The organism is Muricoccus radiodurans, assembly GCF_050154705.1.
GTDB classification, from domain to species: Bacteria; Pseudomonadota; Alphaproteobacteria; order Acetobacterales; family Acetobacteraceae; genus Roseomonas; species Roseomonas radiodurans.
Genome location: NZ_CP189561.1, coordinates 3768606 through 3795070, shown reverse-complemented (window position 1 = coordinate 3795070; position 26465 = coordinate 3768606). Strand labels below are relative to the sequence as shown.

The 26465-nt window shown below is 73.3% G+C and carries 20 protein-coding genes; all 20 read left to right on the top strand.

What is annotated here, in order from left to right; all coding sequences use genetic code 11:
• The first annotated feature begins 101 nt into the window (after positions 1-101).
• The gene (locus ACP6CK_RS17885) at positions 102-1682 is read left to right on the top strand and encodes an ABC transporter substrate-binding protein (protein ID WP_426954658.1); all 1581 of its coding nucleotides are present in this window, start codon (positions 102-104) and stop codon (positions 1680-1682) included.
• 256 nt (positions 1683-1938) lie between these two features.
• Complete coding sequence (locus tag ACP6CK_RS17880) at positions 1939-4263, top strand: NADP-dependent malic enzyme (protein ID WP_426954657.1); 2325 nt, start codon at positions 1939-1941, stop codon at positions 4261-4263.
• A 70-nt stretch (positions 4264-4333) separates the two neighbouring features.
• A complete protein-coding gene (locus ACP6CK_RS17875) occupies positions 4334-4696 on the top strand; it encodes a hypothetical protein (protein WP_426954656.1) in 363 nt (120 codons plus the stop codon).
• 137 nt (positions 4697-4833) lie between these two features.
• A complete protein-coding gene (locus ACP6CK_RS17870; protein WP_426954655.1) occupies positions 4834-6027 on the top strand; it encodes an inositol-3-phosphate synthase in 1194 nt (397 codons plus the stop codon).
• A gap of 20 nt (positions 6028-6047) precedes the next feature.
• Complete coding sequence (locus ACP6CK_RS17865; RefSeq protein WP_426954654.1) at positions 6048-6971, top strand: HD domain-containing protein; 924 nt, start codon at positions 6048-6050, stop codon at positions 6969-6971.
• Between the two features lie 50 nt (positions 6972-7021).
• Complete coding sequence (locus tag ACP6CK_RS17860) at positions 7022-8077, top strand: class I SAM-dependent methyltransferase (protein WP_426954653.1); 1056 nt, start codon at positions 7022-7024, stop codon at positions 8075-8077.
• Positions 8077-9111 carry a Gfo/Idh/MocA family protein gene (locus ACP6CK_RS17855; RefSeq protein ID WP_426954652.1) on the top strand — a complete coding sequence of 345 codons (1035 nt, stop codon included), beginning with the start codon at positions 8077-8079 and terminating at the stop codon, positions 9109-9111. Before ACP6CK_RS17860 ends, ACP6CK_RS17855 begins: the two co-directional genes overlap by 1 nt.
• Complete coding sequence (locus ACP6CK_RS17850; protein WP_426954651.1) at positions 9102-9950, top strand: MBL fold metallo-hydrolase; 849 nt, start codon at positions 9102-9104, stop codon at positions 9948-9950. Before ACP6CK_RS17855 ends, ACP6CK_RS17850 begins: the two co-directional genes overlap by 10 nt.
• On the top strand, positions 9947-11422 hold the full coding sequence (locus tag ACP6CK_RS17845) for a YcaO-like family protein (RefSeq protein WP_426954650.1): 1476 nt from the start codon (positions 9947-9949) through the stop codon (positions 11420-11422). Before ACP6CK_RS17850 ends, ACP6CK_RS17845 begins: the two co-directional genes overlap by 4 nt.
• Positions 11419-12261: a sugar phosphate isomerase/epimerase family protein gene (locus ACP6CK_RS17840; RefSeq protein ID WP_426954649.1), complete on the top strand. Its 843-nt coding sequence runs from the start codon at positions 11419-11421 to the stop codon at positions 12259-12261. The genes ACP6CK_RS17845 and ACP6CK_RS17840 overlap by 4 nt, the downstream gene beginning before the upstream one ends.
• Positions 12258-13496: a glycosyltransferase family 4 protein gene (locus ACP6CK_RS17835; protein ID WP_426954648.1), complete on the top strand. Its 1239-nt coding sequence runs from the start codon at positions 12258-12260 to the stop codon at positions 13494-13496. The genes ACP6CK_RS17840 and ACP6CK_RS17835 overlap by 4 nt, the downstream gene beginning before the upstream one ends.
• Before the next feature lie 13 nt (positions 13497-13509).
• A complete protein-coding gene (locus tag ACP6CK_RS17830; RefSeq protein ID WP_426954647.1) occupies positions 13510-14247 on the top strand; it encodes a PIG-L deacetylase family protein in 738 nt (245 codons plus the stop codon).
• Positions 14244-14915: a uracil-DNA glycosylase gene (locus ACP6CK_RS17825; RefSeq protein WP_426954646.1), complete on the top strand. Its 672-nt coding sequence runs from the start codon at positions 14244-14246 to the stop codon at positions 14913-14915. The genes ACP6CK_RS17830 and ACP6CK_RS17825 overlap by 4 nt, the downstream gene beginning before the upstream one ends.
• The gene (gene galE, locus ACP6CK_RS17820) at positions 14912-15979 is read left to right on the top strand and encodes a UDP-glucose 4-epimerase GalE (protein WP_426954645.1); all 1068 of its coding nucleotides are present in this window, start codon (positions 14912-14914) and stop codon (positions 15977-15979) included. Before ACP6CK_RS17825 ends, galE begins: the two co-directional genes overlap by 4 nt.
• Positions 15976-17586, top strand: coding sequence for a glucans biosynthesis glucosyltransferase MdoH (gene mdoH / locus ACP6CK_RS17815; protein ID WP_426954644.1), 1611 nt, complete (start codon positions 15976-15978; stop codon positions 17584-17586). The genes galE and mdoH overlap by 4 nt, the downstream gene beginning before the upstream one ends.
• A complete protein-coding gene (locus ACP6CK_RS17810) occupies positions 17583-18905 on the top strand; it encodes an MFS transporter (RefSeq protein ID WP_426954643.1) in 1323 nt (440 codons plus the stop codon). The genes mdoH and ACP6CK_RS17810 overlap by 4 nt, the downstream gene beginning before the upstream one ends.
• A gap of 109 nt (positions 18906-19014) precedes the next feature.
• Positions 19015-19656: a calcium-binding protein gene (locus ACP6CK_RS17805; RefSeq protein WP_426954642.1), complete on the top strand. Its 642-nt coding sequence runs from the start codon at positions 19015-19017 to the stop codon at positions 19654-19656.
• A gap of 322 nt (positions 19657-19978) precedes the next feature.
• Entirely contained in the window at positions 19979-21235 is a 1257-nt protein-coding gene (locus tag ACP6CK_RS17800) for an NHLP bacteriocin system secretion protein (RefSeq protein ID WP_426954641.1), read from the top strand.
• Entirely contained in the window at positions 21232-23403 is a 2172-nt protein-coding gene (locus ACP6CK_RS17795; protein WP_426954640.1) for an NHLP family bacteriocin export ABC transporter peptidase/permease/ATPase subunit, read from the top strand. Before ACP6CK_RS17800 ends, ACP6CK_RS17795 begins: the two co-directional genes overlap by 4 nt.
• Positions 23396-26344, top strand: coding sequence for an ATP-binding cassette domain-containing protein (locus tag ACP6CK_RS17790; RefSeq protein WP_426954639.1), 2949 nt, complete (start codon positions 23396-23398; stop codon positions 26342-26344). The genes ACP6CK_RS17795 and ACP6CK_RS17790 overlap by 8 nt, the downstream gene beginning before the upstream one ends.
• Positions 26345-26465 lie beyond the last annotated feature (121 nt).

Here is a 26465-nt window from a genome sequence, read left to right as displayed (position 1 = left end):
GCCCGGCACCCGGCACGGTCCAGGGGGCGCGGACGGCTTGCGGCGCGGTGTGGCGGCGGCGCAGTCTCCCGCCCGGCAACGACCGCCGGGAGACGTCCAGAATGCACCGCAGAACCCTTCTCGGGGCCGCCGCCGCGCTGCCGGCCCTTTCCCTGGCCGCGCCGGCGATCGGGCAGGACGCGCGCGCCCGCACCCTGCGCTTCGTGCCGCAGGCGAACCTGACCAGCCTGGACCCGATCTGGACCACGGCCACCGTCACCGGCAACCACGGCTACTACGTCTTCGACACGCTCTACGCGACCGACAAGCAGGACCGGCCGCAGCCGCAGATGGTGGAGGGGCATACCCTTTCCGACGATCGGAAGACCTACCGCTTCCGCCTGCGGGAGGGGCTGCGCTTCCACGACAACACGCCCGTGCGCGCCGCGGACTGCGTCGCCAGCATCCAGCGCTGGTGCGTCCGCGATCCCTTCGGCCAGCTCGTCGCCCGCGTGGCCCAGGAGTGGCGCGCGGTGGATGACCGGACCTTCGAGGTCCGTCTGTCCCGCCCCTTCCCGCTGCTGCTGGACGCCCTGGCCAAGCCCGACGCCAGCGTGCCCTTCATCATGCCGGAGCGCCTGGCCCGCACCGATCCGAACACGGCGGTGACGGAGATGATCGGCTCCGGCCCCTATCGCTTCGTGGCGAGCGAGTACAACTCCGGCTCCCGCGTGGTGTACGAGAAGTTCGACGGCTACGTGCCGCGGCAGGAGGCGCCGGAGCGCGCCTCCGGCGGCAAGATCGCGCATATGCAGCGGATCGAGTGGCACATCATCACCGATCCCTCCACCGCCGCCGCCGCGCTGACGAACGGAGAGGTGGACTGGTGGGAGCGGCCGCTGACCGACCTGCAGCCGATGCTGGCCCGCAACCGCGAGATCCGCCGGGAGATCCTGGATACGCAGGGCCGCATGGCGCTGATGCGGCTGAACAACCTGCAGCCGCCCTTCAACGACGTGCGGATGCGCCGCGCCGTGCTGCGCTCCGTCGTGCAGGAGGACTACATGCGCGCGGCCCAGGGCGACGACACCGCCCTGTGGTCCACCTGCCGCAGCATCTTCCCGAAGCAGACGCCCTATTTCCAGGAACACCCGGACCTGATGCCCGGCAGCCTGGACGCCGCGCGCGCGGCGCTGCGGGAGGCGGGCTACTCCAACGCGAAGATCGTCATCATCAACCCCACCGACTTCCCGGACATCGGCCCGCTGGGCCAGGTGACGAACGACGCGCTGCGCCGGCTGGGGACGAACGTCGAACTGGCCGAGAGCGACTGGGGCACGGTGATCCAGCGCCGCAACTCCCGCGAGCCGGTGGAGCGCGGGGGATGGAGCATCTTCCACACCACCGGCACCTCCAACACCTATGGCAGCCCGGCCATGTCGCCGCTGATCCGCGGCCAGGGCGACGCGGGCTGGTTCGGCTGGTGGAAGAACGACCGGGCCGAGGAACTGACCCAGGCCTGGATCGAGGCGCCGGACGAGGCCGCGCAGCGCCGCATCGCCTCCGAACTCGGGCGGCTGGGGCTGGAAGAAGTGGCGACCATCCCGCTGGGGCAGTTCACCATCCGCACCGCGTTCCGGCGGAACCTGACGGGGATGCTGGAGGGGAGCACGCCCTATCCCTGGAACATCCGGAGGACGTGAGGAAAAGGCCGGGGGAAGGTATTCCCCCGGACCCCCTTCTATTTTTGTCGGGCCACCGCGGAATCCGGCGATGGGCTCTCCCGGATCCGCATTCCGCGGCAGCCTGATAATGGTAAAGAGGGGGGTGGGGCTGACGTATACGTCCGCCTCCCCCGACCTTGCTTCGCACCTGCGAGAGGTGAATTTCCCGCAACGCCCCGCTTCACGCGCCCCCCGCGGCCGGCCCATATAGGCCTCCAAGATGGGAGGCCCCTTGATGGACGACGTGTCGCGTGCCCAGCCCGGTGCCGATTCCCGCACCGCTCGCATCACGGCGGAGGAGGCCCTCGCGCTGCACGCCGAGGGGCGGCCCGGCAAGCTGGAAATCCGCCTGACGAAGCCCCTGGCGACGGCGCGCGACCTCTCCCTCGCCTATTCTCCCGGCGTCGCCGAGCCCTGCCTGCACATCGCGCGCGACGAGACACTGGCCTACGACTATACGGCGAAGGGCAACTTCGTCGCCGTCATCTCCAACGGCACGGCGGTGCTCGGACTTGGCAACCTCGGCGCCGTCGCGTCGAAGCCGGTCATGGAGGGCAAGGCAGCGCTGTTCAAGCGCTTCGCGGATGTGGACAGCATCGACCTCTGCGTGAACACGGAGGACGTGGACGAGTTCGTGAACTGCGTCCGCTTCCTCGGTCCGAGCTTCGGCGGGATCAATCTGGAGGACATCAAAGCGCCCGAGTGCTTCGTCATCGAGCAGCGGCTGCGCGAGGTGATGGACATCCCGGTCTTCCACGACGATCAGCATGGCACTGCCATCGTCTCGGCGGCCGGTATGATCAACGCCTGCCACCTGACCGGTCGCGACCTGAAGGAGACGACGCTCGTCATCAACGGCGCGGGCGCGGCCGGCATCGCCTGCGCGGAGTTGGCGCGGGCCATGGGCATCCGCACCTCCAACATCCTGATGTGTGACACCAAGGGCGTCCTCTGGCGCGGCCGGACCGAGGGCATGAACCAGTGGAAGTCCGGCTACGCGGTGGAGACGGCGGCGCGCAGCCTGTCCGATGCGCTGAAGGGGGCCGACATCTTCTTCGGCCTGTCGAAGAAGGGCGCGTTGACGGCGGAGATGGTCCGCTCCATGGCGCCGAAGCCGATCATCTTCGCCATGGCCAACCCGGACCCAGAGATCACGCCGGAAGAGGCACGCGCCGTGCGTCCCGACTGCATCATCGCCACGGGGCGGTCGGATTACCCGAACCAGGTGAACAACGTCCTCGGCTTCCCCTTCATCTTCCGCGGTGCGCTCGACGTGCGCGCGAGCACGATCAACGACCAGATGAAGATCGCCGCCGCCGAGGCGCTGGCGATGCTGGCGCGGGAGGACGTGCCGGAGGAGGTGGCGGGCGCCGGCGGCGGCTACGGCCTTCGCTTCGGCCCGGACTACATCATCCCCCACGCTTTCGACCCGCGGCTGATCTCCCGCGTGTCGCCCGCCGTGGCGAAGGCCGCGATGGACAGCGGCGTGGCGCGCAAGCCGATCACCGACCTGCATCGCTACGCCCGCGACCTGGCGCAGAAGCTGGACGCGGCCGGTGGCGCGCTGGAGGCGATCACCGAGCGCGTGCGCCAGAACCCGCGCCGCGTGGTCTTCGCGGAGGGCGAGGAGGAGAAGACGATCCGCGCCGCCATCGCCTTCCGCAACGCCGGCTACGGCACGCCCGTGCTGGTGGGACGGGAGGACCGGATCAACGCGGTGGTCGCGGCCCTGGGCGTGCCGCTGCCGGAGGGCGTCGAGGTCCACAACGCCGCGCTCTCGGACAGCAACCGGCGCTACGCCGAATATCTGTACGGGCGGAAGCAGCGCGAGGGGTTCCTGTTCCGCGACGTGCAGCGCGCCGTGAACCTGGACCGCAACGTCTTTGCCGCCTGCATGGTGGCGATGGGCGACGCGGACGCGATGGTGACGGGCACCACCCGCTCCTACTCCGCCTCGCTGAAGGGCATCACCATCGCGATCGATCCGGCGCCCTCCTCGCAGGGCAGCGCGGGAACGCTCTTCGGCCTGACGCTCATGCTGTCCCGCCGCGCGGGCACGGTGCTGGTGGCCGACACCGCAATCCATGAGCGGCCGGACGCCGAGACGTTGGCGGAGATCGCGACCCAGTCCGCCGCCGCGGCCCGGCGCCTGGGGCTGGAGCCGCGCGTCGCCTTCCTCTCCTTCTCCAACTTCGGCGATCCGCGCGGCACCATCCCCGGCTCCATCCGCGAGGCGGTGCGGCTGCTCGACGAGCGCGATCCCGGCTTCGAGTACGAGGGCGAGATGGCCGCGGACGTCGCGCTGGACCCGTCTCTGCACGCCCTCTACCCCTTCTGCCGCCTGACGGGGCCGGCGAACGTGCTCGTGATGCCGGGGCTGCACGCGGCGCACATCCTGACGAAGGCGATGCCGCGCCTGTCGGGTTCGACCACCATCGGGCCGCTGCTGATGGGGCTGTCAAAGCCCGCGCAGATCCTGTCCATTGCTGCGGGGGTGAACCAGATCCTCGATATGGCCTGCCTCGCGGCCTATGCCTCGATCAGCGCCCCGGCGCGCTGACCGAACCCTGCGTTGACGCGCCGTCCCCGACGGTGCGTCAATGCAACGACGGCGGCGGGGCAGGGGTGCGATGCGCAAGCGGTTGGGCGGTCTGGCGATCCTCGCCTTCATGGTCCTGTCCACGGCCGCCGGGGCGCAGATCCCGCTCGCCAGCTACATGGGGGCCTGGACCACCTCGCCCACCGGCGACTGCTCCCGCGACACCTATGTCTGGTCGCTCGATGGCGATCTCATCACCTTCCGCGGGCCGCGCGGAAGCGTCGACGTGGAGCGCGTGACCGCGCTGCGCGCCGATGGCTTCACGACGAGCACGGTCGCTTCCGCCAGCAACCGGCCCGGCACCCGCTGGGACTACCAGATCCAGGGCCCGGACTTCATGCAGATCCGGAACCTCGCCACGGGCCGTCTTTTTCCGGCGACGCGCTGCCGCTGAAGCTCTCGCTCCGGCCCGGAGTGCCTTTCGGGAAAGCTTGAGCCGCGAGCAGGCCCGCCCGAGAGGCGCACGCGCTCGTGATTGGCGGAGTATCGGATCAACCTAATTCCAGCCGGGAACGAGGTTGGGATTTGGGAATGTCAGTTGCGCAGTCGGCACGCCGCGTGGGTGTGGCGGTGGTCGGACTTGGCGGTGCCGTGGCCACGACGGCGGCCGCGGGAATCGAGGTGATCCGTGCCGGCGCGAACCGCCTCGACGGCCTTCCGCTGGGCGATGTCTCGGTTCCCGGCATGGTGGACTACCGGGACATCGTGTTCGGCGGCTGGGACCTGGACGGATCAGACCTGTCCTCCGCCGCGCGCCATCATCGCGTGCTCAGCGACGCGCAGGTCGCTGATACGCAGGACGCGCTCTCCGCCATTCGGCCCTGGCCCGCGGTCGGCAGCGGCGCCTTCTGCCGCGGCGTGGACGGCGCCAACAAGCACGAGGCGCCCGGCCACCGCGCGGCGGTAGACGCCATCGCCGCAGACCTGCGCCGCTTCCGCGACACGAGCGGCGCGGATTCGGTGGTGATGATCAATCTCGCCTCCACCGAGCGCACGCCGGGCGACGATCCGGCACTGCACTCACTCGACGCGTTCGAGCGGGCGCTGGACCGCGACGATCCCTCGATCGGGCCGGCGATGCTCTACGCCTACGCCGCGATCGAGAGCGGCGTGCCCTATGGCAACTTCACGCCCTCCGTCGCGGCGGACGCGCCGGCGCTGAAGGAGCTCGCGAAGAAGCGAAACGTCCCCGTGGCGGGCAAGGACGGCAAGACCGGCCAGACGATGATGAAGACCGTCATCGCCCCGGCGCTGCGGTCCCGCGCGCTGCACGTGGACGGGTGGTTCTCCACCAACATCCTCGGCAACCGGGACGGGGAGGCGCTGCGCGATCCGGACAGCCTCGCCTCGAAGCTCGACACCAAGGGAAGCGTGCTGGACAGCATCCTCGGCTACCGCGTGGAGGACCACGTGGTGGACATCCGCTACTACCGCCCGCGCGGCGACGACAAGGAGGCCTGGGACAACATCGACGTCTCCGGCTTCCTCGGCCACCGCATGCAGATCAAGGTGAACTTCCTCTGCAAGGACAGCGTGCTCGCGGCGCCGCTGGCGATCGAGATCGCCCGCGTCCTTGACCTCGCCCAGCAGCGCGGCGAGGGCGGGGTGCAGGAGCAGCTCTCGCTCTTCTTCAAGGCGCCGATGGTGGCGAACGGCCACGCGCCGGAGCACGCCTTCCACGCGCAGGAGCGGATCCTGATGGATTGGCTCGGAGCGCCCGGCTAGCGAAGGGAGCCGAGGCAGGCATGGACGGGATCGTCGGCGCGGAGTCACCCGCGCCGCCCGCGCGGTTCCTCGATCCCCTGCGGGAGCTGGGCGACCTCAAGCGCGTCCGCTCCGCCCGGCGGGACGGCTCGATCGCGGAGCGGCTTTTCGTCCAGGCGTGGGGCCGCCTGATCGGCGGCGCGCCGGTGGATGGGGTCTGGCGTGCCACGACCGCGGCGGCGCTGGCTGCGACGCGGATGGGGGACATCGACGCGGCCGCGATGGCCGCGGTCGGCCTGTCGCCCACCGCCGCGCATGACGTGCTGGCGCGCGCGCTGGACGAAGCCGTGGCGGAATTCGATCCCGCCCTGCGCGCCGTGCTGCGTCCTGGTCTGGACGCGCCGCCGGCACCGGATGTCACGGCGCCGTCCTTCGTGACGCGCCTCGCAGGGCAGCCGCGGGCCGGCGTGACCTGCCCCGGCAAGCCGCGCCTGCTGCTGGAGCCCCCGGAGAACCACGCCGAGCACTGCCTGATGGTGGCGGTCTACGGCGTCCTCCTGGCCCCGACCTATGGCGCGGAGCCAGGGGTGGTCTTCCTCGCCTCCCTCGCGCATCACCTGCACAACGCGCTGATCCCGGATTCCGGCTTTGCGGGGGAGGTGCTGCTGGGCGAGCATCTGGAGCCCGCCTTCGCCCGCGCCACCGACCTTGCCCTGGGCGAGTTGCCGGACGCTCTCGCGGACCGGGTGCGCGCGGCCCGCCGCATCCTGCCCGATGCCGGAACACCGGAGGGACGCGCCTTCCATGCCGCCGACACGCTCGACCGCGTGCTGCAGATCGAACAGCACCTGCGCGCCGGCCGCGCCACGATGCGCACCGTCCTGCACGACATGGCGCTGGTGCATGAGGGACCGGTGAAGCCCTTCCAGGACCGGCTGCTCGCCGCCATGGGCCTCGCCGCATGACACCCGATACACCGCATTCCCGGCGCGACGCCGCCGGCCGGCGATGGCCCGTGCTGGACGGGATCTTGTTCGCCCGGGCGTCCCGGTCCGAGCTTGCGCGCGAAGCCCTGGCTCGGCTGGACGACGGCGATGCGGAGGGCGCGCTGGTCCTGCTGCTCGCCGATCAGGATGACTGGTGGCGTGGCCCGGCCGCCAACCCACGCGACCTCCGCGCCCTGGTGCGCGACCGCGATCGCCTGACGCTCCGGGGCGCGATGGCGCAGCTCGCCTGGGGTCCGGTGGCCGATTACTTCACGCATCGCTGGAGCGACCCGACCTTCCTGGCCGGCCTCGCGCTCATGGAGGCGCACTGGAATGCGCCCCGCTCGGCCTTCGAGCTCGCCTGCGGCATCGGTCAGCATCTGCGGGCCCTGGCGCAGCGCGGCGTGGCGGTGGCGGGCGCGGACGTGGTCTTCGCGAAGCTCTGGGTGGCCCGCCACTGGGTGGTGCCGGAGGCGGAGCTGGTCTGCCTTGATGCCGCGGCGCAGCCCTGGCCGATCGCCGAGGAGGCGCGCTTCGACCTCGTCGCCTGCCACGATGCCTTCTATTTCCTGGAGCCGAAGGCGCCGATCCTCGCGCGGCTGCGCCAGTTGGCAGGGGAGGCCGGGTGGCTCGCCGTCGGCCATGTGCACAACCGGGACTGGCCGAACCTCTCGGCCGGGGCCGCGGTGACGGCGGCGGAGATCGCGGCGCTCTTCCCGGACGGCACGGTGTACGACGACGCCGAGCTGACCCGCGCCGCGGTGGGACGCCGTGCCCCGCGCGCCGCGCCGGCGCCGGCGCTGACGGGGGTGGAGGCCTTCTCCGTCGCCGCAGGTCCCGGCCTGGTCCCGGCGCGCGCTGTCTCCGGTGCGCTGTCGCTGCCGCCCGAAGGAACGCCGCTTCGCCGCAACCCGCTCTACGAGGAGGGGATCCTCGCCTGGCCTTCCGAGCGCTACGCGCGGGAGTACGGCCCGCGCGCCACCTACCCCGCGCAGAGCGACGCGCCGGCCCAGGCGGTCGCTGGCAGGGCCACCGCTGATTGGGCGCTGCGGCGCGAGCTGCTCGACCTGCCGGAGCGTTGGTGATGCCGGACGGCCTGCTTCCGTCACGCGCCATCGGCTGGGGGATCGCCGGCTACGGCTGGGTGGCGCGCGACTATGCCGCGCCCGCGATCCTGGCCGCGGGCCACGCGGTGCGAACGGTCTGCGATCCCGTGCCGGCCGCGCGGGATGCCGCGCGCCGCGCCCATGCCGGGGCCGCGGTGCAGGACGACCTGGCGCCGCTGCTGGCCGATCCGGCGGTGGACGCGGTGTACGTCGCCACGCCGAACCACCTGCATCGCGCCGCCGTGGAGGCCTGCGCCGCCGCGGGCAAGGCGGTGCTCTGCGAGAAGCCGATGGCCGCGACGCTAGAGGATGCGGAGGCCATGGCGGCGGCGGTCGCGCGCGCCGGCATCCTCTACGGCACCGCCTTCGACCAGCGCCACCACCCCGCCCACGCGGCGATGCGGGACGCGATCGCGGCCGGGCTGATCGGCACGCCCACGGTCATCCGGATCGCCTATGCCTGCTGGCTCGGGCCCGACTGGTCCGTGACGGGAGAGGGCGACAACTGGCGGGCCGATCCCCGCCGCGCCGGCGGCGGCGCCCTGATGGACCTGGCGCCGCACGGGCTGGATCTCTGCGCCTTCCTGCTGGGTGAGCCGGTGGAGGAGATCGCGGCCCTGACGCAGCGGCGCGTGCAGCCCTATGCCGTGGATGACGGGGCCGCGCTGATCGGCCGCACGGCGGGCGGTGCGCTGGTGCAGCTTCACGTCGCCTACAACTGCCCCGACGCCCTGCCGCGCCGCCGGCTGGAGGTGCTGGGCTCGGCCGGCCAGCTGGTCGCGGAGAACACGATGGGCCAGGAGCCCGGTGGCCTCGTGACCCACACCGACGCCAGCGGGGCGTCGCGCCCCCTGCCCGTTGCGGACATGGCGTCGTCGCCCTTCGCGCGGCAGATGGCCGCCTTCGCCCGCGCCCTGTCCACCGGGGACCGCGAGACCTTCAGCGCCGCGCGCGACCTGCACACGATGCGGCTGCTGCACGCCGCCTATGCGGGGGACCCGGCATGCCGCTGACCCCCTGGGCCTGCGCGAATTGCGGCTTCTGGCAGAAGCACTTCCAGCCCCGCGGCTGCCCGGTCTGCGAGGACACGCGCAACGACCTGCCGCATGACGGCTGGGAGTTCCTGCGGGAGGAGGAGGTGGCGTCCCGCCTCACCGGCTCCTGGCGGCGGCTGGACCGGGACATGGTGGCGTTCACCACGTCCCCGCCCTTCGGCCTGAACGGCACGGGCTGGCTGCTGCTGCACCCCGATGGGAACACCGCCTTCGAGGCCGCGCCCTACTACACGCCGGCGATGATCGAGGAGATCCGGCGCCTCGGCGGCATCCGCTATCTCGCGGCCTCGCATGTCCACGGCTACGGCGCGCTCTGGCAGCTGCAGGACGTGTTCCAGCCGGAGGTGATGGCGATCCAGAAGGACGACCTGCGCCTGACGAAGGCGTTCCGCGTCACCTGGCCTTATGACGAGGCGCTGGAGCTGCGGCCCGGCCAGACCCTGATCCATGTCGGCGGCCACTACGAGGGCCAGGCCGTGCTGTATGACGAGGTGCGGCGCACGCTCTTCTGTGGCGACGCCTTCAAGGTGGACCAGGACGCGGCGGGGGAAAATCTGGCGGTCTCCACCCACAAGGCCTTCCACAAGAGCATCCCGCTCTCCCCCGGAGAGGTCCGCCGCTACCGCGAGGTGATCGGCACGCTCGATTTCGACACGGTCTGCACGCCCTTCGAGCACGCGCCCGGCATCACCACCGCGATCGCCCTCGCCGTGCTGGACGACCAGCTCCGCGGCCCGCCGGGCGTGCGGCACATCCCGATGAGCGCGCTGCGCGAGCGCGCCGGAGAGGTTTCATGAGCGACGATCTTCGCGCGGTGGCCGATGCCTTCCGTGCCACGATGCCGGCGGGGGCGCATGTCTCCGTCTTCCGGATCGACCAGCTGGACCGGACCGGCGTGCCGGTGGTGCAGGCGAACCTCATCCTGCCGGACGAGCCGGCGACGGTGGGCTACGGCTACGGCTTCAGCACGGTGGAGGCGGAGGTCGGCGCGCTCGGGGAGTTGTGCGAGGAGGTGCATGTCCACCACCACGTCGCCAAGGCCCCGCGCACCACCGGCAGTTACGCCGGGCTGTCGCGGGACCGGGCGGTGGTGGATCCGCTCACCCTCTGCCTTCCGGCGGGGTCCGACTACACGCCGGACCTGACGTTGCCCTGGATCGAGGCGCGGCGCTGGCCCTCGGGCGAGCCGGTGCTCGTGCCCCGGGAATGGGTCGCGGCCTATCCCTATCAACTGGGAGAGAAGCCGCGGCTGATCACGCCGATCACCAATGGCCTCGGGGCCGGCTTCGACATCGAACACGCGATCGCCCACGGCATCATGGAGGCGCTGCAGCGCGACGGGAACGTCGTGAACTACCGCGCGCTGGACCAGGGGCGGGTGGTGGAGCCGGACGCGGTGGACGACCCGCAGGTGCAGGGGTTGCTGGATCATCTGCGGTCGCTCGGGATCGGCGTCACCGTGAAGCTCGCGGCCGATGATTTCGGCATGGCGAACCTCTATGTGGTGGGTGACGATCGCGGCCAGCCCACCGCGCCGATCCAGGTGACCGCCTGCGGAGAGGCGGTGCATCCCGACCGATCCCGCACGCTGCGCAAGGCGCTGCTCGAGTTCTGCGGCTCCCGCGCGCGCAAGGCGGCCACCCACGGTCCGGTTCCCCTGCTGCGTGGCAGCCTGCCGACCGACTACGTCGAGCGCCAGCTCGCGGTCGCCATGCTGGATGAGGAGGAGCCGCGCGCCCTCGACGCCATGGTGGAGTGGATGGGGCAGGACGCGGCCGCGCTGCGCGGACGTCTCTCGGGGAACGTGTTCTCGGAGCGGGAGCGGCGGCGCCTCTCCGACCTGCCGACCGTGCCGGCGGCGGCGGTTGCCTCTTCGAAGGACCGGCTGGCGCTGCTGGTGGAGCGGCTCGCGGCCGAGGGGCTGGAGGTGCTCTACGTGGACTGCTCCCCGCCCGGCGGCGGCGTGCGCGTGGTGAAGGTCATCGTCCCCGGGCTGGAGAGCGAGACGATGAGCTATCACCGTATCGGCTGGCGCGGCGTGCGGCGCCTGCGCGACCGCGACGACCCTCTGGTTGTCGGCGCACCGAAGGACGGCGCGAAGCGCGTCCTGCTGCGGCCGGAGGACGAGGAGCGCGCCGGCGGCCCGGCCTGGTTCGACGCGGCGCTGGCCGACCGGATCGTCGGCAGCCTCTATCCCATGTATCGGGAGACCGGCACCTTCTCCGCGCAGATGGAGTATGCGCGGCGGCAGGGGCGCGTCGCCGCATGACGCTCCGCTTCGCCTACAACACGAACGGCGCCGCGAACCACCGGCTGGCCGATGCCGTCGCGATCATCGCCGACGCGGGTTACGACGGCGTCGCGCTGACACTCGACCACCACCACCTCGACCCGATGGAAGAGGGGTGGGAGCGGCGCGCCGAGGCCCTGGCCCACGACCTCTCGGCCCGGCGCCTGGGCTGCGTGATCGAGACGGGCGCGCGCTACCTGCTTAACCCCCGTGCAAAGCACGAGCCGACGCTGCTGACCGCGAGCGCGGAGGGGCGCGACCGGCGCGTGGCCTTCCTCAACCGCGCGACCGATATCGGCGCGATCCTGGGGGCGGAGGCGATGTCCTTCTGGGCTGGCGTGCCCCGCCCCGGCGTGGACCGGGAACAGGCGTGGACTTGGCTGCGGGACGGCATCGCGCGCGTGCTGGAGCATGCCGCCGCCCGCGGCGTCACGGCCGCGCTGGAGCCGGAGCCCGGGATGCTGGTGGAGACGGTGGATGATTGGCAGGCCCTGCGCGACGGCCTGCCGGGTCTGACGCTCGCCCTGGACCTCGGCCACCTCATCGTCACCGGGGAGCGCGACCCCGCCGCCGCGGTGCGGGAGTTCGCGCCGGGGATCGGCACCGTGGCGATCGAGGACATGGCGCGCGGCGTCCATGTCCACCTGCCCTTCGGGGAGGGCGACATGGACGTCCCTGGCTGCCTCGACGCGCTGGAGGGGATCGGTTTCCGGCGCCTCGTCTGCGTCGAGCTGTCGCGGGAGAGCCACCGCGCCGACACGATGATCCCGGGGAGCCTGCAATGGCTCCGCGCCTGCCACCCGGCGAAGGCGGCATGAGGGTCCTCTTCCTCTCCCGCCGCTTCTTTCCCGCGATCAGCGGGATGAGCGTCTACGCCCTGAACCTGCTGCGGGAGCTAGTGGCGGCGGGGCATGACGTGACGATGGTCAGCCAGTACCGCGGCGATCCCGCGGGCACGAAGGTCTATGGCGGCGGCCCGCCGCCCGAGGTGCCTGATGTGCGCGTGATCGGCCGCCGCTCCCTGGGCGAGGAGGCCTTCGCCGAGCCCGGCGGCGCCGACTTCGAGCGCGACGTGGACGACATGGTCGAGACCATCCTGGCCGAGCACGCGAAGAAGCCCTTCGATATCCTTCACGCGCAGTACGGCTATCCCAATGGCTGGGCCGTGCTGCTGGCGGCGCAGCGGATCGGCGTGCCGACGGTCGTCTCCATCCAGGGCGGCGACGGCCACTGGGTCGGCTCCTGCTGCGAGACGCACCGCCAGGCGATGCTGCGCGTGCTGGACGGCGCCGACCGCCTGCTCATCGGCTGCGACAGCTTCGCGCAGGAGGTGGTGGAGCGGCTCGGCGTGTCGCGGGACCGCTTCACCATCGTGCCCGGCGCGGTGGACGTGCACCGCTTCCACCCCGCGCCGGGACGCGCGCCGGGGGATGCGGAAGACCCGGTCCGCCTCTTCTACCACGGCCGGGTGGACCGGCGGAAAGGCGCGCTGGACTTCCTCGACGCCCTTGACCTGCTGCGCGGGCAGGGCGTTGCCTTCGACGCTGCGATCTCCGGCATCGGCCCGGACCTTGATGCCTGCCGCGCGCGAGATGCGGAGCTGGGCCTCGGCGTTCGCTTCCTCGGCTACGCCGATTACGACGCGGCGCCGGCCCTGTATCGCGATGCCGACGTCTTCGTCTCCCCGACCTATGCGGAGGGCTTCTCCAACACCGTGCTGGAGGCGATGGCGAGCGGACTGCCGAGTGTGTCCTGCACCGCCGTCGGCGTGGTGGACTGCCTGCGGCACGGGGAGAACGGGCTGCTCTCCACCCCCGGCGACGTGCCGGCGCTGGCCGTCAATCTCCGCGCGGTGATCGAGGACGTGCCGCTGCGGCGGCGTCTGGCCGGAACGGCGCTCGAGGAGTGCCGCCGGACGTATTCCTGGGGAGCCGTCGGCCGGCAGATCATGGACGTATATGAGGAGCTGCGCGGCACCCGCTTCGCCGGCACCGTCGATCCCGTGCTGCCGCGATCCGAGTGCCGCTTCCGCGCGGCGCCGCATCTGCTGTGAGGAGGTGGCTCTGATGCCGCGCGCCCTCGCCCTCTCGCCGCATCTCGACGACGCCGCCTTCTCGGCCGGCGGGTCGATCGCGCGGATGGCGCGGGAGGGGTGGGAGGTGACGGTGGCCACCCTCTTCACTGCCAGCGTGCCGTCGCCCACCGGTTTCGCGCTGGCCTGCCAGACCGATAAGGGGCTGCCGGCGGACACCGACTACATGGCGATCCGTCGCGCGGAAGACCGGGAGGCCTGCGCGGCCCTCGGGGCCCAGGCCATCCACCTGCCGCTGCGCGAGGCGCCGCATCGCGGCTATGGATCGGCGGCCGCGCTGTTCGGCCCTCTGCGCTCCGACGACACGGCGCATCTGGCGGCGGCCGAGGCGATCGCGCCGCTGCTGGACGAACTGCGACCGGACCTTCTCCTCGCGCCGCAGGCGATCGGCGGGCATGTGGACCACGTGCTAACCGTGCGCGCGATTCAGGTGATGGATCTGCGCGTCCCGGTGCTGTGGTGGCGCGACTTCCCCTACACCATCCGCCCCGACACGCCCCGGCGCCCCTTCGAGGCGATGCTGTCGCGTTTTCCCGAAGTCGCGTTGCCCACCGACCCCGCGGCGAAGCGTGCGGCCTGCGCGGCCTATGCCACGCAGCTCGGCTATCAGTTCGGCGGGCTGGACGGGCTGGATCGCGCCCTGGACGTGACGGGAGGCCATGAGTCCGCCCGGTCGCAGGGCGCGATCCCGTCCCTGGCGCGCGCCGCATGACGCCCGGTTTCGCAAGCGAGCCGAAGCCCCGGCGGCCGCCACCGCGCGGGCCCCATGCGGGCCTCCTGTCGGACCCGGCGGAGCTGGCCGCGCGCCACGCCCTGCTCCGCACGGCCGCGCACACGGCTCCGATCCGTGACCTCGCGGCGCGCCTCCGCGCCGCCACCGGCCGCCCCGTGCCGGAACCGGACCCGCTGGATGGCGGCGTGGAGGCGCGCCTGCTCCTGCTGCTGGAAACCCCGGGGCCGCGCGTGCGGGAGGACGCGATCGTTTCCCGCGACAAGCCGGGCGGCACGGGGGCCAACCTGCGCCGCTTCCTCGGGGCCGCGCGCATCGCGCGCCGCGACACGCTCATCTGGAACGCGGTGCCCTGGATTATCCATGCGCCGGGTGCGCTCAACCGCGCCCCCCGGGTGGCGGAGCTGCGCGCCGGGCTGGAATGGCTGCCGCCGCTGCTGGACGTCCTGCCGCGACTGCGCGTCGCCGTTCTGGCCGGCCGCTTCGCCGCGGCGGCGGAGCCGGTCCTGCGCGCGGCCCGCCCCCGCCTGCCCGTGCTGGCGATGCCGCATCCCAGCCCGACCTATGTCTGCACCAGCCCCACTGTCGGGGAGCGGATCGCGGCCGCGCTCGCCGAGGCCGCGACGCTGCTGGCGGAGCGGCCGGCATGACGGCGGTCCTCGTCACCGGCGGGGCCGGCTACATCGGCAGCCAGACCGTGCTGGCGCTGCGGGACGCGGGCTTCGCGCCCGTGGTGCTGGACAATCTCTCGACCGGCGTGCGGGACGCCGTGCCGGCGGGCGTCCCCTTCCTTCTCGGCGAGGCCGGCGACGCCGTGCTGGTGGAGCAGGCGCTGGGCGTCCACCGTGCCGTGGCGGTGCTGCACTTCGCCGCCTCCCTCATCGCGCCGGAGAGCGTCGCGCGACCGCTCGCCTACTGGCGCAACAACCTCGGCACCACGCTCGGCCTGCTGGAGGGGATGGTGGCGGCGGGCGTGCCGCGCCTCGTCCTCTCCTCCACCGCCGCGGTCTATGGCGTGCCGGAGGCGCTGCCGGTGAACGAGGACGCGCCCTGCCGTCCCATCAACCCCTATGGCGCGAGCAAGCTGGCGGCGGAGCGCCTGGCGGCCGACGCGGCGGCCGCGCACGGGCTGTCGGTGGTGACCTTGCGCTACTTCAACGTCGCCGGCGCCGATCCGGAGGGCCGCAGCGGGCGGCGGCGGCCCGGCGCCACGCACCTCGTCGCCGCGGCCTGCGACGCCGCCCTTGGCCGGCGGGACGCCGTGACGGTCTATGGCGCGGACTACGACACGCCGGATGGCACGGGCGTGCGCGACTACATCCACGTGGCCGACCTCGCGGCGGCGCATGTCGCGGCGCTGCGCCACCTGCTGGCGGGCGGCGGCAGCCTGACGCTGAACTGCGGCTATGGCCGCGGCCACTCCGTGCTGGACGTGCTGCGCGCGGCCGGCCGTGCCGCGGGCCATGCCGTGCCGCAGCGCCCGGCCCCGCGACGGGCCGGGGACCCGCCCGCCGTCGTCGCCGCCGCCGACCGCATCCGGCACCAGCTGGGCTGGCGCCCCATGCATGACGACCTGGACCGCATCGTGGCCGACGCGCTGAACTGGGAGCGGGATTCCGCGCCCGCCCGGGCCACGGCATCCCCGCGCGTCATCGCTGCCCCGGCGCCCGCCGCCCTGTCGCCCATCGGGGGTGCGGCCGGCGCGCCGGCGTGAGGCCACCCCCGCGGCCACCCCGCCCGACCGCGCGGCGCCGGTTCTTCGCGGCGCTCGTGATCCTGGCCGCGCTCGGCCTCCTGGCGCTCGGCCTCCGCGTCCTCGCCCCCGGCGGCTGGACGGTGTGGGAAGCGCTGATCCTTCTCTGCCTCATCGCGAACGTGCCCTGGCTCGGCCTCTCCGCCGCGACGGGGCTGGTCGGGCTCGTCCGCCGCCTCCGTGCGGGGGAGGAAGTGCACCCGCCCTTCGCGCCGGCGCTGCGCACGGTCATCGCCGTGCCGGTGCGGGATGAGGCGATGGAGAAGGTGCTGCCGCCGCTCGCCTGTCTGCTGGAGGGGCTGATCGCGGCGGGACACGCAGAGCGATTTGCCGCCGCGATTCTCTCCGACACGGCCGACCGGTCGCGCGCCGCGGTGGAGGAAGCGGCGGTGTCCGGTCTCGCGGCCTGCTTCCCGGAGGGCATGGTGCTCTATCGCCGGCGCGCGGAGAACACCGGCTACAAGGCCGGCAACGTGATGGAGTTCCTCGACCGCCGCGCCGCGGGCTTCGATCTCATGCTCCTGCTGGACGCGGATTCCGAGATGACGCCGGAGGCCGTGCTGCGGCTTCAGCGCGCGATGGAGACCGATCCTGGCCTCGCGCTCGTTCAGTCCACCATCGCCGGCCGTCCCGCGGCCTCGCCCTTTGCCCGGCTGCTCGGCGCCGGGCACCGTCCGGGCTCGCTCACCTGGGCGGTCGGGCAGGACTGGTGGCAGGCCGACGAGGGCCCTTTCTGGGGCCACAACGCGCTGCTCCGCATCCCGCCCTTCCGCGCGCACTGCCGCCTGTCGCCGCTGCCGGACGGCTCGGCGATCCTCTCGCACGACCATGTGGAGGCGGCGCGCCTGCACGCGGCCGGCTGGGGCGTGCGGGTGCTGCCGGAGAATTCTCCGGAGGGGGGCGACTCCTTCGAATCCCATCCGCCGAACCTGCCGGAGTTCCTGACCCGTGACCGGCGCTGGGCGGCGGGAAACCTGCAGTACCGCTTCCTGCTGCGGGACCGGGCGCTCGGCGCGCTCGGGCGGTTCCAGATGCTGCAGGCGATCCTGCACTATCTCCTCGCCCCGCTCTGGTTCGCCCCGCTGCCGCTCGCCGCGATCAATGCCGCGACGGACGGAGAGGGGACGCCGCGCGCAACCCTCGTCGCGCTGCTGCTGCTTGGCTATGGCGCGCTGCACCTGCCGCGGCTGGCCGGCCACGCGGTGGCGCTGGTCCGCGCCGCGCCGGGCACGCGGTGGGCCTATCTCCGATCCGCCGTTGCGGAGAGCTTCTTTCTCCTGCTCTTCGATCCGCTCGCCGCCTTCGACAAGACGCTGACCGTGCTCGCCCACGCGCTCGGCATGCAGCGCGGCGGCTGGGCGGCGCAGCAGCGCGCGGCGCGGCGGGTGGGCTGGGGCGAGGCCGCCGCCCTGCTCTGGCCGCACACGGCGGCGGGCGTCGCGATCCTCGCCCTGCTGATCGCGTCCGGCTCGGGCTTCGCGGTGGCGGCCGGGCTGCCGGCCGTGGCGGGGCTGGTGCTGGCCATCCCCTTCTGCGTCCTGACCGCCGCGCCGGATCCCCGCGCGTGAGGGCGCCGCTGATGCGGGATCCGCGGGCGGGCGGTGCGGTGATCGTCGCGCTCTACGCCTATCAGGGGCTCGTGGCGGGCTTTGCGCTCACGGCGCTGCCGAACCACTACGCCGCGCTCGGCGCGACGGCGGACCAGGTGGGCGCGCACATCGCGACCGTCGGCCTTCCCTGGATCCTGCAGCCGCTCTGGGGACCGGTGGTGGACCGCTTCGGCGGTCTCGCCATGGGGCGGCGGCGCTTCTGGGTCGTGGCGGCGCTGGCGGCGTCCCTCCTCGCCCTGGCGCGGCTGCTGCTGGTCGCGGACGAAGGGCCGGCCGGACTGCCCGCCATCAGCGCGGTCTTTCTCCTGCACAGCGCGCTCGCGGCGCTGACCGACACGGCGACGGACGCGATGGTGATGGACCATGTGCCGCCCGCGCGTCTCGGCACCGCGAATGCCCTGACCCGCGTGGGCTTCGTCACCGGCACCGCGGCCGGGGCGGCGATCTTCGCCTGGGCGCTGCCGGCGTTCGGGCTGCACGCCGCCGCGGCCGGCGTGCTGGCCATGGGAAGCCTTGTCCTGGTCCTCCCGCTGCTCGTGCGGGAGGAGGCCGATGATGCCGTCCTATCGCTGCGTCGCGCACCCGGGAGGCCGGCATCGCGCGGTCTGCTCGCGTTGCTGGCCGACCTGGGGCGGGATCTGCGGGGCGGGACGGCGATCGGCCTCCTCGTCTTCTGCTTCGCGACCGACTTCGCCGCCGCGGCCTTCCGCGTGCCGCTGGGCGTCGAGCTCATCCAGGGCCGGGGCTGGTCGGCGGAGTCGCTCTCCGGCTTCCAGGCGGTCGCGGCGCTGCTGACCGGCACCGCAGGGGCGCTGCTGATCGGCTGGTGGACGGACCGGGCGGGAACGGGGCGGGCGCTCGCGATCCTGCTCCTTCTCTGCGGCCTCGCGCATGCCGGCGCGGGCGTGGCGCTGCTGGCGCAGGATCCGCGCTGGGCCTCCACGGCCGGCGCCGTCGCGCTCGGGCTATCGGCGGTGATGCCGGCGCTGCTCTTCGTGGCGCTGGCGCCGGCGGTGATGCGGGCCAGCCTCGGGCCGACCGCCGCCACGCGGTTCGCGCTGTTCATGGCCTCGCTCAACATGGGGGATGTGGCCGGCTCGGCGCTGGGAGGACGGGCGGCGGAGTGGCTGGGACTGCCGGCGCTCGGCTTGGCGGCGGCCGCGGTGTTCCTTGGGCTCGGGCTGCTGTCGCGCGTCCTGTCCGCCGGGCCGGGGTGGAGCGCATCGGTCTGCGATCGCGCGCTCCGCCTCCTCGGCCGGATCAGGCGGCCGGGCTGAGCGCCGCGCGATAGGCGGCGCCGATCCGACCCATAGGGACGAATCGCTATTTTATCGGACTGGCCGCCGATACGGTCTCTCCATCGGAACGGACCCAGAGGAGAGACCGATGTCAGGCACAAGGACGGCGATCGACGCGAAGGACCTGGAGAAGGTGGTGGGCGGCGCCTTCCAGCAGACCGGGGCGGGGAGCGACGTGGTCACGGGGACGGGGCAGGATGATGTCATCTTCTCCGGCGCCGGGAACGACACGGTCGCGGCCGGGGCCGGCAACGACCAGGCCTATGGCGAGGCCGGGAACGACGTGCTCGCGGGCGGGGCGGGCAACGACCTGCTCTTCGGCGGCGAGGGCCACGACACGCTGAACGGCGGTGCGGGCCAGGACCAGCTGCAGGGCGGGGAAGGCAATGACAGCCTCGACGGCGGTGCGGGCGACAGGGCGGCGGACCTGGCTTTCGGCGGCGCGGGCAATGACAGCTTCATCTGGGCGCCGGGCGACGGCAGCGACCAGTTCCAGGGCGGGGCGGGCACCGACACGCTGCAGCTGGACAATGTCAGCCTGCACCAGCTGCAATCCGCCCTGACGCTGGAGGGCAACACCAACCTGCAGATGCATGTGGGCAGCACCCCGCAGGGGCCGACGGTGACCTTCACCGACGCCGCCGGCAATCCGGCGACCTTCCAGGGCGTGATCAACATCGGCGGCGAGAGCCTGCGCTTCTCCGAGGTCGAGCGCATCCAGCTCGTCTGATCCCTCGGTCCCGCTCCCCATGGGCAACCCCCTTACCCCCGCCCATGGGGGAGCCGGGATCGGCCCGGTGCGGTGCGGGGACGATCCACCGCGCCGCCCGGGTGGCGGGCCATCTCCTGTCCCGGGGACGGCCCGCCGGCCACGCCGGGCGTGAATCCCGCACCATGCGCCCCGTTTCGCTGGCGGCCCCGCAACCCCCTCGTTCCCAAGGCCGCACCGCCCGGGCATGATGGCCGGGTGGGGACGGCCTGACGGCCGCGTCAACCCCGATAGGCTCACCCGAACGCAGATGTCGTCGCCTCCTCTCTTCCGGCAGCAGGCCGTGGCCGAAGCCGCCGCCCCGGACCGGTACGACGAGCCGCTGCGGGTCATGCGCCCCTGGACCTGGGCGGTGGGCGGCGCGCTCTTCGCCCTCGCCGTCATCGGGATCGTCTGGGCCTGCCTCGTGGACGTGCCGATCAAGGTCGCCGGGCGCGGCATCCTGCTGCCTTCGGGCGGCGTGATCGACATCGTCGCCGACACGGATGGCCGCATCGACCGCCTGCTGGCCCGCCCCGGGGAGCGCGTGGAGGCCGGCCGGCCGATCGCCGTGGTGGACCAGTCCGAGGTGCGTCTCCAGCTCGCGCTCGCGGAGGGCCAGGCGGCCGACGCGCTGCGCCACCGCGGGGAGCTGCGCGACTTCCACCGCCGGGAGGAGGCGGCGCAGGACGCCTTCCGCGTCGCGCGCGACGCCGCCCTGGCCGGCAACCTGCGCCTGCTGGACGAGCGCCTGGGCATGATGAGCCAGCGCGAGGACGCGCTGCGCGGGCTGATGCAGCAGAACCTCATCAACCGCGACCGCGCGCTCTTCGCCCGCGTCGAGGTGTTCCAGGTGCGCGAGCAGATCGCGACCTCCCGCAACGAGCGGGAGCAGCTCGCCCTTGACCAAGCGCTGAAGCGCACACAGCGCGAGCGCGAGACGCTGGAGGCCGACCGCCGCGTGGACGAGACCTCCCGCCAGGTCGAGGCGCTGCGCACCCGCCTCGGCCGCCTGGGAGAGGTGGTCGCGCCCTATGGCGGCGTGGTGGTGGAGGTGAAGGCGAATGCCGGGCAGGTGGTGCAGCGCGGCGCGCCGTTGCTGACCATCGAGCGCGATCCGGAGGGCGGCCGCAGCAACCTCGTCGCGGTGATCTACGTCTCCCCGCAGGACGGCAAGCGGCTCTCGCCCGGCCTGCCGGTGGAGGTCTCGCCCTCCTCCACGCGGCGGGAGGAGCACGGCTTCGTCCATGGCCGTATCACTCGCGTGGCGCACGCGCCCTCCTCCTCCGCGGGGCTGACGCGGACGCTGCAGAACGACCAGCTCGTCCGCAACTTCACGGCGGAGCTCGGCGCGCCCTTCGAGGTGGAGGTGGCGCTGGACCGCGATCCCGCGACACGCAGCGGGCTGCGCTGGTCCACCCGCGCCGGGCCGGACTTCGCGGTGGAATCGGGCACGCTGGCGGAGACGGAGATCACCGTCCGCTCCGTGCGCCTGATCGGCCTCGCCTTCCCTGCGATCCGCGGCTGGCTCACCCGCAACGCCGAGGCGTCCGCGCCATGAACGCCGAGGCTCCCGCCCGGCCGCGCCCCACCGGCCGCGTGCGGACGCCGACGCTCCTGCAGATGGAGGCGACGGAGTGCGGCGCCGCCTGCCTCGGCATCGTGCTCGGGCATTTCGGGCGCTGGGTGCCGCTGGAGGAGCTGCGCGCCGCCTGCGGCGTCTCCCGCGACGGCAGCCGCGCGAGCCATGTCGCCGCCGCCGCCGGGCAGTACGGGCTGGAGGTGCAGGCCTTCCGGGTGGAGCCCGGGGACCTGGCCGGGATGCCGAAGCCGCTGATCGCCCATTGGGGCATGAACCACTTCGTGGTGATCGAGGGGGCGGACCGCGGCGGCGCCGATCTCAACGACCCGGCCACCGGCCCGCGCCGCATCGGGATCGACGAACTCGACCGGAACCTCACGGGCATCGTCATCTCCGCCTCGCCGGGGCCGGGCTTCGCACGGGGCGGGGAACGGCCGCGGGCGCTCGGCGGCATCCTCCGGCGGATGCGCGGCAACGGGGCCAGCCTCGGCTTCCTCTTCGGGCTCAGCCTGTTGCTGACCATCCCCTCCCTGCTCGTGCCGGCCTTCTCCCAGGTCTTCGTGGACGACGTGCTCGTCGGCCGCTTCGACGACTGGCTGAAGCCGTTGCTCCTGGGCATGGTCGGCACCGGCGTCCTCATGGCCCTCATCACCTGGCTGCAGCTCGACCTGCTGATGCGGCTGGAGATGCGGTTGGCGGTGTCCGGCTCCGCCGCCTTCCTGGATCGTCTCACACGGCTGCCGGTGGCCTTCTTCGCGCAGCGCCATCCCGGGGACCTCGCGGGGCGCGTGGTGCTGAACGACCGGATCGCGCGGCTCGTCTCCGGCGATGTCGGGCGCGGGCTGCTCGGGCTGGTCACCGCGATCGCCTTCCTCGCGGCCATGGCGCTGTATGATCTCGCCCTGACGGGGGTGGTGGCGCTCGCCGCGCTGGTGAACCTCGCGGCCCTCGTCTGGCTCGGCCGGTCGCTCGCCGACGACAACCAGCGCCTGCTCTCCCGCAGCCTCCGCACGGACGGGCTGGCGCGGCAGGGGCTGCAGATGGTGGACAGCTACCGCGCCTCGGGCAGCGAGGGGCTGCTGCTGGCGCAACTCGCCGGCGCGCGGGCGGGGGTGGCGAACATCACCCAGCGGCTGGCCCTGCGGCGCGGGCTGCTGGAGGGGCTGCCGGGCTTCATCGCCATCGCCGCCTCGGCCGCCGTGCTCGTGCTCGGCGGCATGCGGATCATGGAAGGCGCGATGACGGTCGGGCAGCTCGTCGCCTTCCAGGCGCTGACCGCCGGCTTCATGCGGCCCGTGGCGCAACTCGTCAGCGTCGCGACGCAGATGCAGGACGCGCGCGCCAACCTCACCCTGCTGGAGGACACGCTGCACCACCCGCTGGCGCCGGAGTTCAGCGGATCGCAGGCGCGCGTGGCAGCGGCGCGCTTCGCGGGGCATGTGGAGCTGCGGAACGTCGTCTTCGGCCACAGCCGGCTGGCGGAGCCGCTGCTGGACGGCGTGTCGCTGACCCTCGAGCCGGGGCGGCGGCTGGGGATCGTGGGCGGCTCCGGCTCGGGCAAGTCCACCCTCGCGCTGATCCTGGCCGGGCTCTACCAGCCCTGGTCGGGGGAGGTCCTGATCGACGGCCGCCCGCTGGAGGCGATCCCGCGCGCCGAGCTGCGGCGGGAGGTGGCGGTGGTGGACCAGCGCGGCCACCTCTTCGACGGCACGGTGGGGGACAACATCGCCCTCTGGGACCCGACGCTGGCCGCGGAGCGCCTGGTGGAGTGCGCCCAGGACGCGGTGATCCACGACGAGATCCTCGCCCGCCGCGGCGGCTATGCCGGGCCGGTGGCGGAGGAGGGGCGGAACTGGTCCGGCGGCCAGCGCGCCCGGATGGAGCTGGCCCGCGCCCTGGCCACCGATCCGTCCATCCTGATCCTGGATGAGGCGACGGCGGCGCTGGACAACAAGGCGGAGGCCGCGCTGATGCGCAACCTGCGCCGCCGCGGCTGCACCATGGTCATCATCGCCCACCGCCTAGCCCTCGTGCGGGACTGCGACGAGGTGATCGTCATGGACCGCGGCCGCGTCGTGCAGCGCGGCCATCCCGACGAGCTCGCCGCGGCCGAGGGGCCGTTCCGCACCATGCTGGCGCATGGCTGACCCGGTGCCGGACGATTCCGTCGCGCCGCTGGCGCCGGCCGAGGCGGCCCCGCCTCCGCCGCCCGAGCCGATCGCGCTGCCGGCGCACCGGCCACTGGTGCTGGACGATCCGGCGAAGCGCTGGTTCGTCATGGCCGGCTCGGTCACGCTGTTCGCCACCCGCGCCCCGCGCCCGCCGGCGACCGAGGGGCCGCGGCGCTATCTCGGCACGGTGGTCGCGGGCGGGATGCTCTGCGGCCTCGGCACGGACGACCTCGGCGCGACGCTGATCGCCGTGGGCGGGGCTGAGACGCGCCTGCTGCCCCTGGAGGCGGAGGAGGTGCCGACGCCCGAGGCTGCCCTTCGGATCACCCGCGGCATCAACATCTGGAGCCGCGCGCTGACCGAGGGGCTGGCGCGCCCGCTCTCGCCGCGGCCGCGCGCGGACCTCGCGATCTCCGACGCGTCCGGCCCCGTGCGGCCGCGCGAGGGCACGGTCCTCGCAGCGCGCGGGAAGCCGATCTGGGTGCGGATCACCGGCGGCGCCTGGCTGCTGCTGGGGCTGGAGCCGGTGCGGGGCCTCGTGCCCCTGCCGGCGGGCACCTGGCTGACGGGCGGGGGCGGCGTGGTGGAGCCGATCCCGGCTGCCAGGGCCGCCGCCGATCCCGGCTGGGCGGCCGGGCTGGCCGGCTTCAACGAGGCCTGCCTCGCCGCCCTGCCCTCCGCCCTCGCGCTGGATGCGGCGGACGAGCTGAACCGCCTGCGCCTGCGGGAGGAGCGGGAGGAGGAGGCGGGGACCGACCAGCGCAGCGCCTTCGCCAGCGTGCTCGGCAACGCGACGACCCGGTCGGACGCCGCGGATCGCGACCCGCTGATGCCGGTGTTCCGGGCGGTCGCGTCCTGGCTCGGCGTCCCGGCGCGTCGGCCGGTGCGGGTGCGGCGGATCGACATGGACGCCGCCTCCACGCTCGAGGAGCTGGCGCGCGCCTCCGGCCTGCGGCTGCGGCCCGTGCAGCTGGAGGCGGGGTGGTGGCGCGCCGACCACGGGCCGCTCTTCGCCCGGCGGGACGATGGCGCGACCGTCGGCCTGCTGCCGACAGGGCGCGGCTGGCACGCGGTCACGCCGGAGAACCCGGATGGGGCGCGGCTGCACCCGGACCTCGCGCGCCGCCTGTCGCGCGACGCCCAGGCCCCGATCCTGCCGCTGCCGCGCAAGGCGCTGGGCCTGCTGGACCTGGTGACCACCGGGCTGCGGCGCGGCGGCGGGGATGTCACGGCGATCTTCGTCACCATGCTGCTCGGCGCCCTGCTCGGGCAGGCGGTACCGCTGGCGACGGGGCTCGCCTTCTCCCTTCTCGTGCCGGGCGGGCATCTGTCGGAGCTGGCGCAGCTCGGCGTGGCGCTCGTCATCGTCGCGGCGGTGGGCTGGGCGGTGCAGCTGGGCGGCGAGATCGCGCGCCAGCGCATCGAGGCCCGCGCCGCGCCCGCCCTGCACGCCGCGGTCTGGGACCGGGTGCTGCGGCTGCCGCTGGCCATCCTGAACCGCCAGACGGTGGGCGAGACGGCGGGGCGCGCGGGGGCCACGGTGTCGCTGGCCGTGCAGCTCCGCGCCTTCTCCTTCACCGCCGCGGGCGCGGTCTGCGTGATCCTCTCCTCCGGCGCCATGATGATGCTGTCCCAGCCCCTGGCGGCGGCGATCGGGGTGGGGCTGCTGGTGCTGCAGCTGGTCGCGGCGAATGTCGCGGGGTGGCTGCAGTCCCGCGCCTACGCCACCGGGGAAGCGCTGACAGGGTTGGCGGACGCGATGGTGTTCCAGATCGTCTCCGGCCTCGTGAAGCTCCGGCTTGCCGGGGCGGAGGAGCGGGCCCAATCCGTCTGGGCGAAGCGCTTCGTCGAGATGCGGCGGCGGCTGGCGGCGGCGCGGCGGATCGGCAACGGCTATGACGCCTTCGCGGCCGGTTTCGCCGTGCTCTCCACCGCCGGGACCTTCCTGGCGATCGTGCTGATGCAGCGGGTGGAGCCGGGCAAGGCGCCGCCGAGCCTCGCCTCGGTCATGTCCTTCCTCTCGGCCTATGGGCTGATGGCGGCGTCCGGCGCGCAGGTCGCGAAGCTCGCCTTCTCGCTCTGGTTCCTGTTGCCGACGCGGCGCTTCGCGCAGCCGCTGCTCGATTCCCTCCCCGAGGCAGAGGCGGGCCGCGTGGATCCAGGGCGGCTGAGCGGCACCGTGGAGATGACGAATCTCGGCTTCCGCTACGGCCCGACCGAGCCGCCGATCTTCGCGGGGCTGAACCTGCGGATCGAGGCCGGGGAGTTCGTCGCGATCGTCGGGCGCTCCGGTGCCGGCAAGTCCACCCTGGTCCGCCTGCTGCTGGGCATGGAGGAGCCGGTCGCGGGTGCGATCTACATGGATGGGCACGACGTGCGCGGCCTGGACCTGGCGGTGCTGCGCCGGCAGGTGGCGACGGTGATGCAGTCCGGCCGCGTCCCGCCCGGCAGCATCCGCGACGCCGTGCGCGGGTTGACCGAGGCGAGCGAGGCCGAGGTCTGGGCGGCGCTGGAGCGGGCGGCGCTGGCGGCCGACATCCGGGCGATGCCGATGGGTCTGGACACCGTGCTGACCGACGCGTCCCGCGTGCTGTCCGGCGGGCAGGCGCAGCGGCTGCTGCTGGCGCGCGCCCTGCTGCAGAAGCCGGCGGTGATCATCCTCGACGAAGCCACCAGCGCGCTGGACAACGTGACGCAGCGCGCGACCATGCAGGCCATCCGCACCCTGCCGGCGACGCGCATCGTCATCGCGCACCGGCTGTCCACCATCCGCCACGCGGACCGGATCATCGTGCTGGATGGCGGGCGCATCGCGGAGACCGGGACCTTCGACGGGCTGTTGCGAAACAAAGCCGGGCTCTTCGCCCAGCAATTCGCCGAGGAGGCGCGTTGGCAGGCCGACGCTGTGGAGGGATGAGCGAAGGTCTGGTCGGCCCATCCGCGTGACCCGGGGAGGGAGAATTCCTTCTCCCTCCCCGGGGTAGCCGGCGCAGTGAACCTGAGGGTCATGACCTGCCCGGATGCCCCCGGCCTGTGTC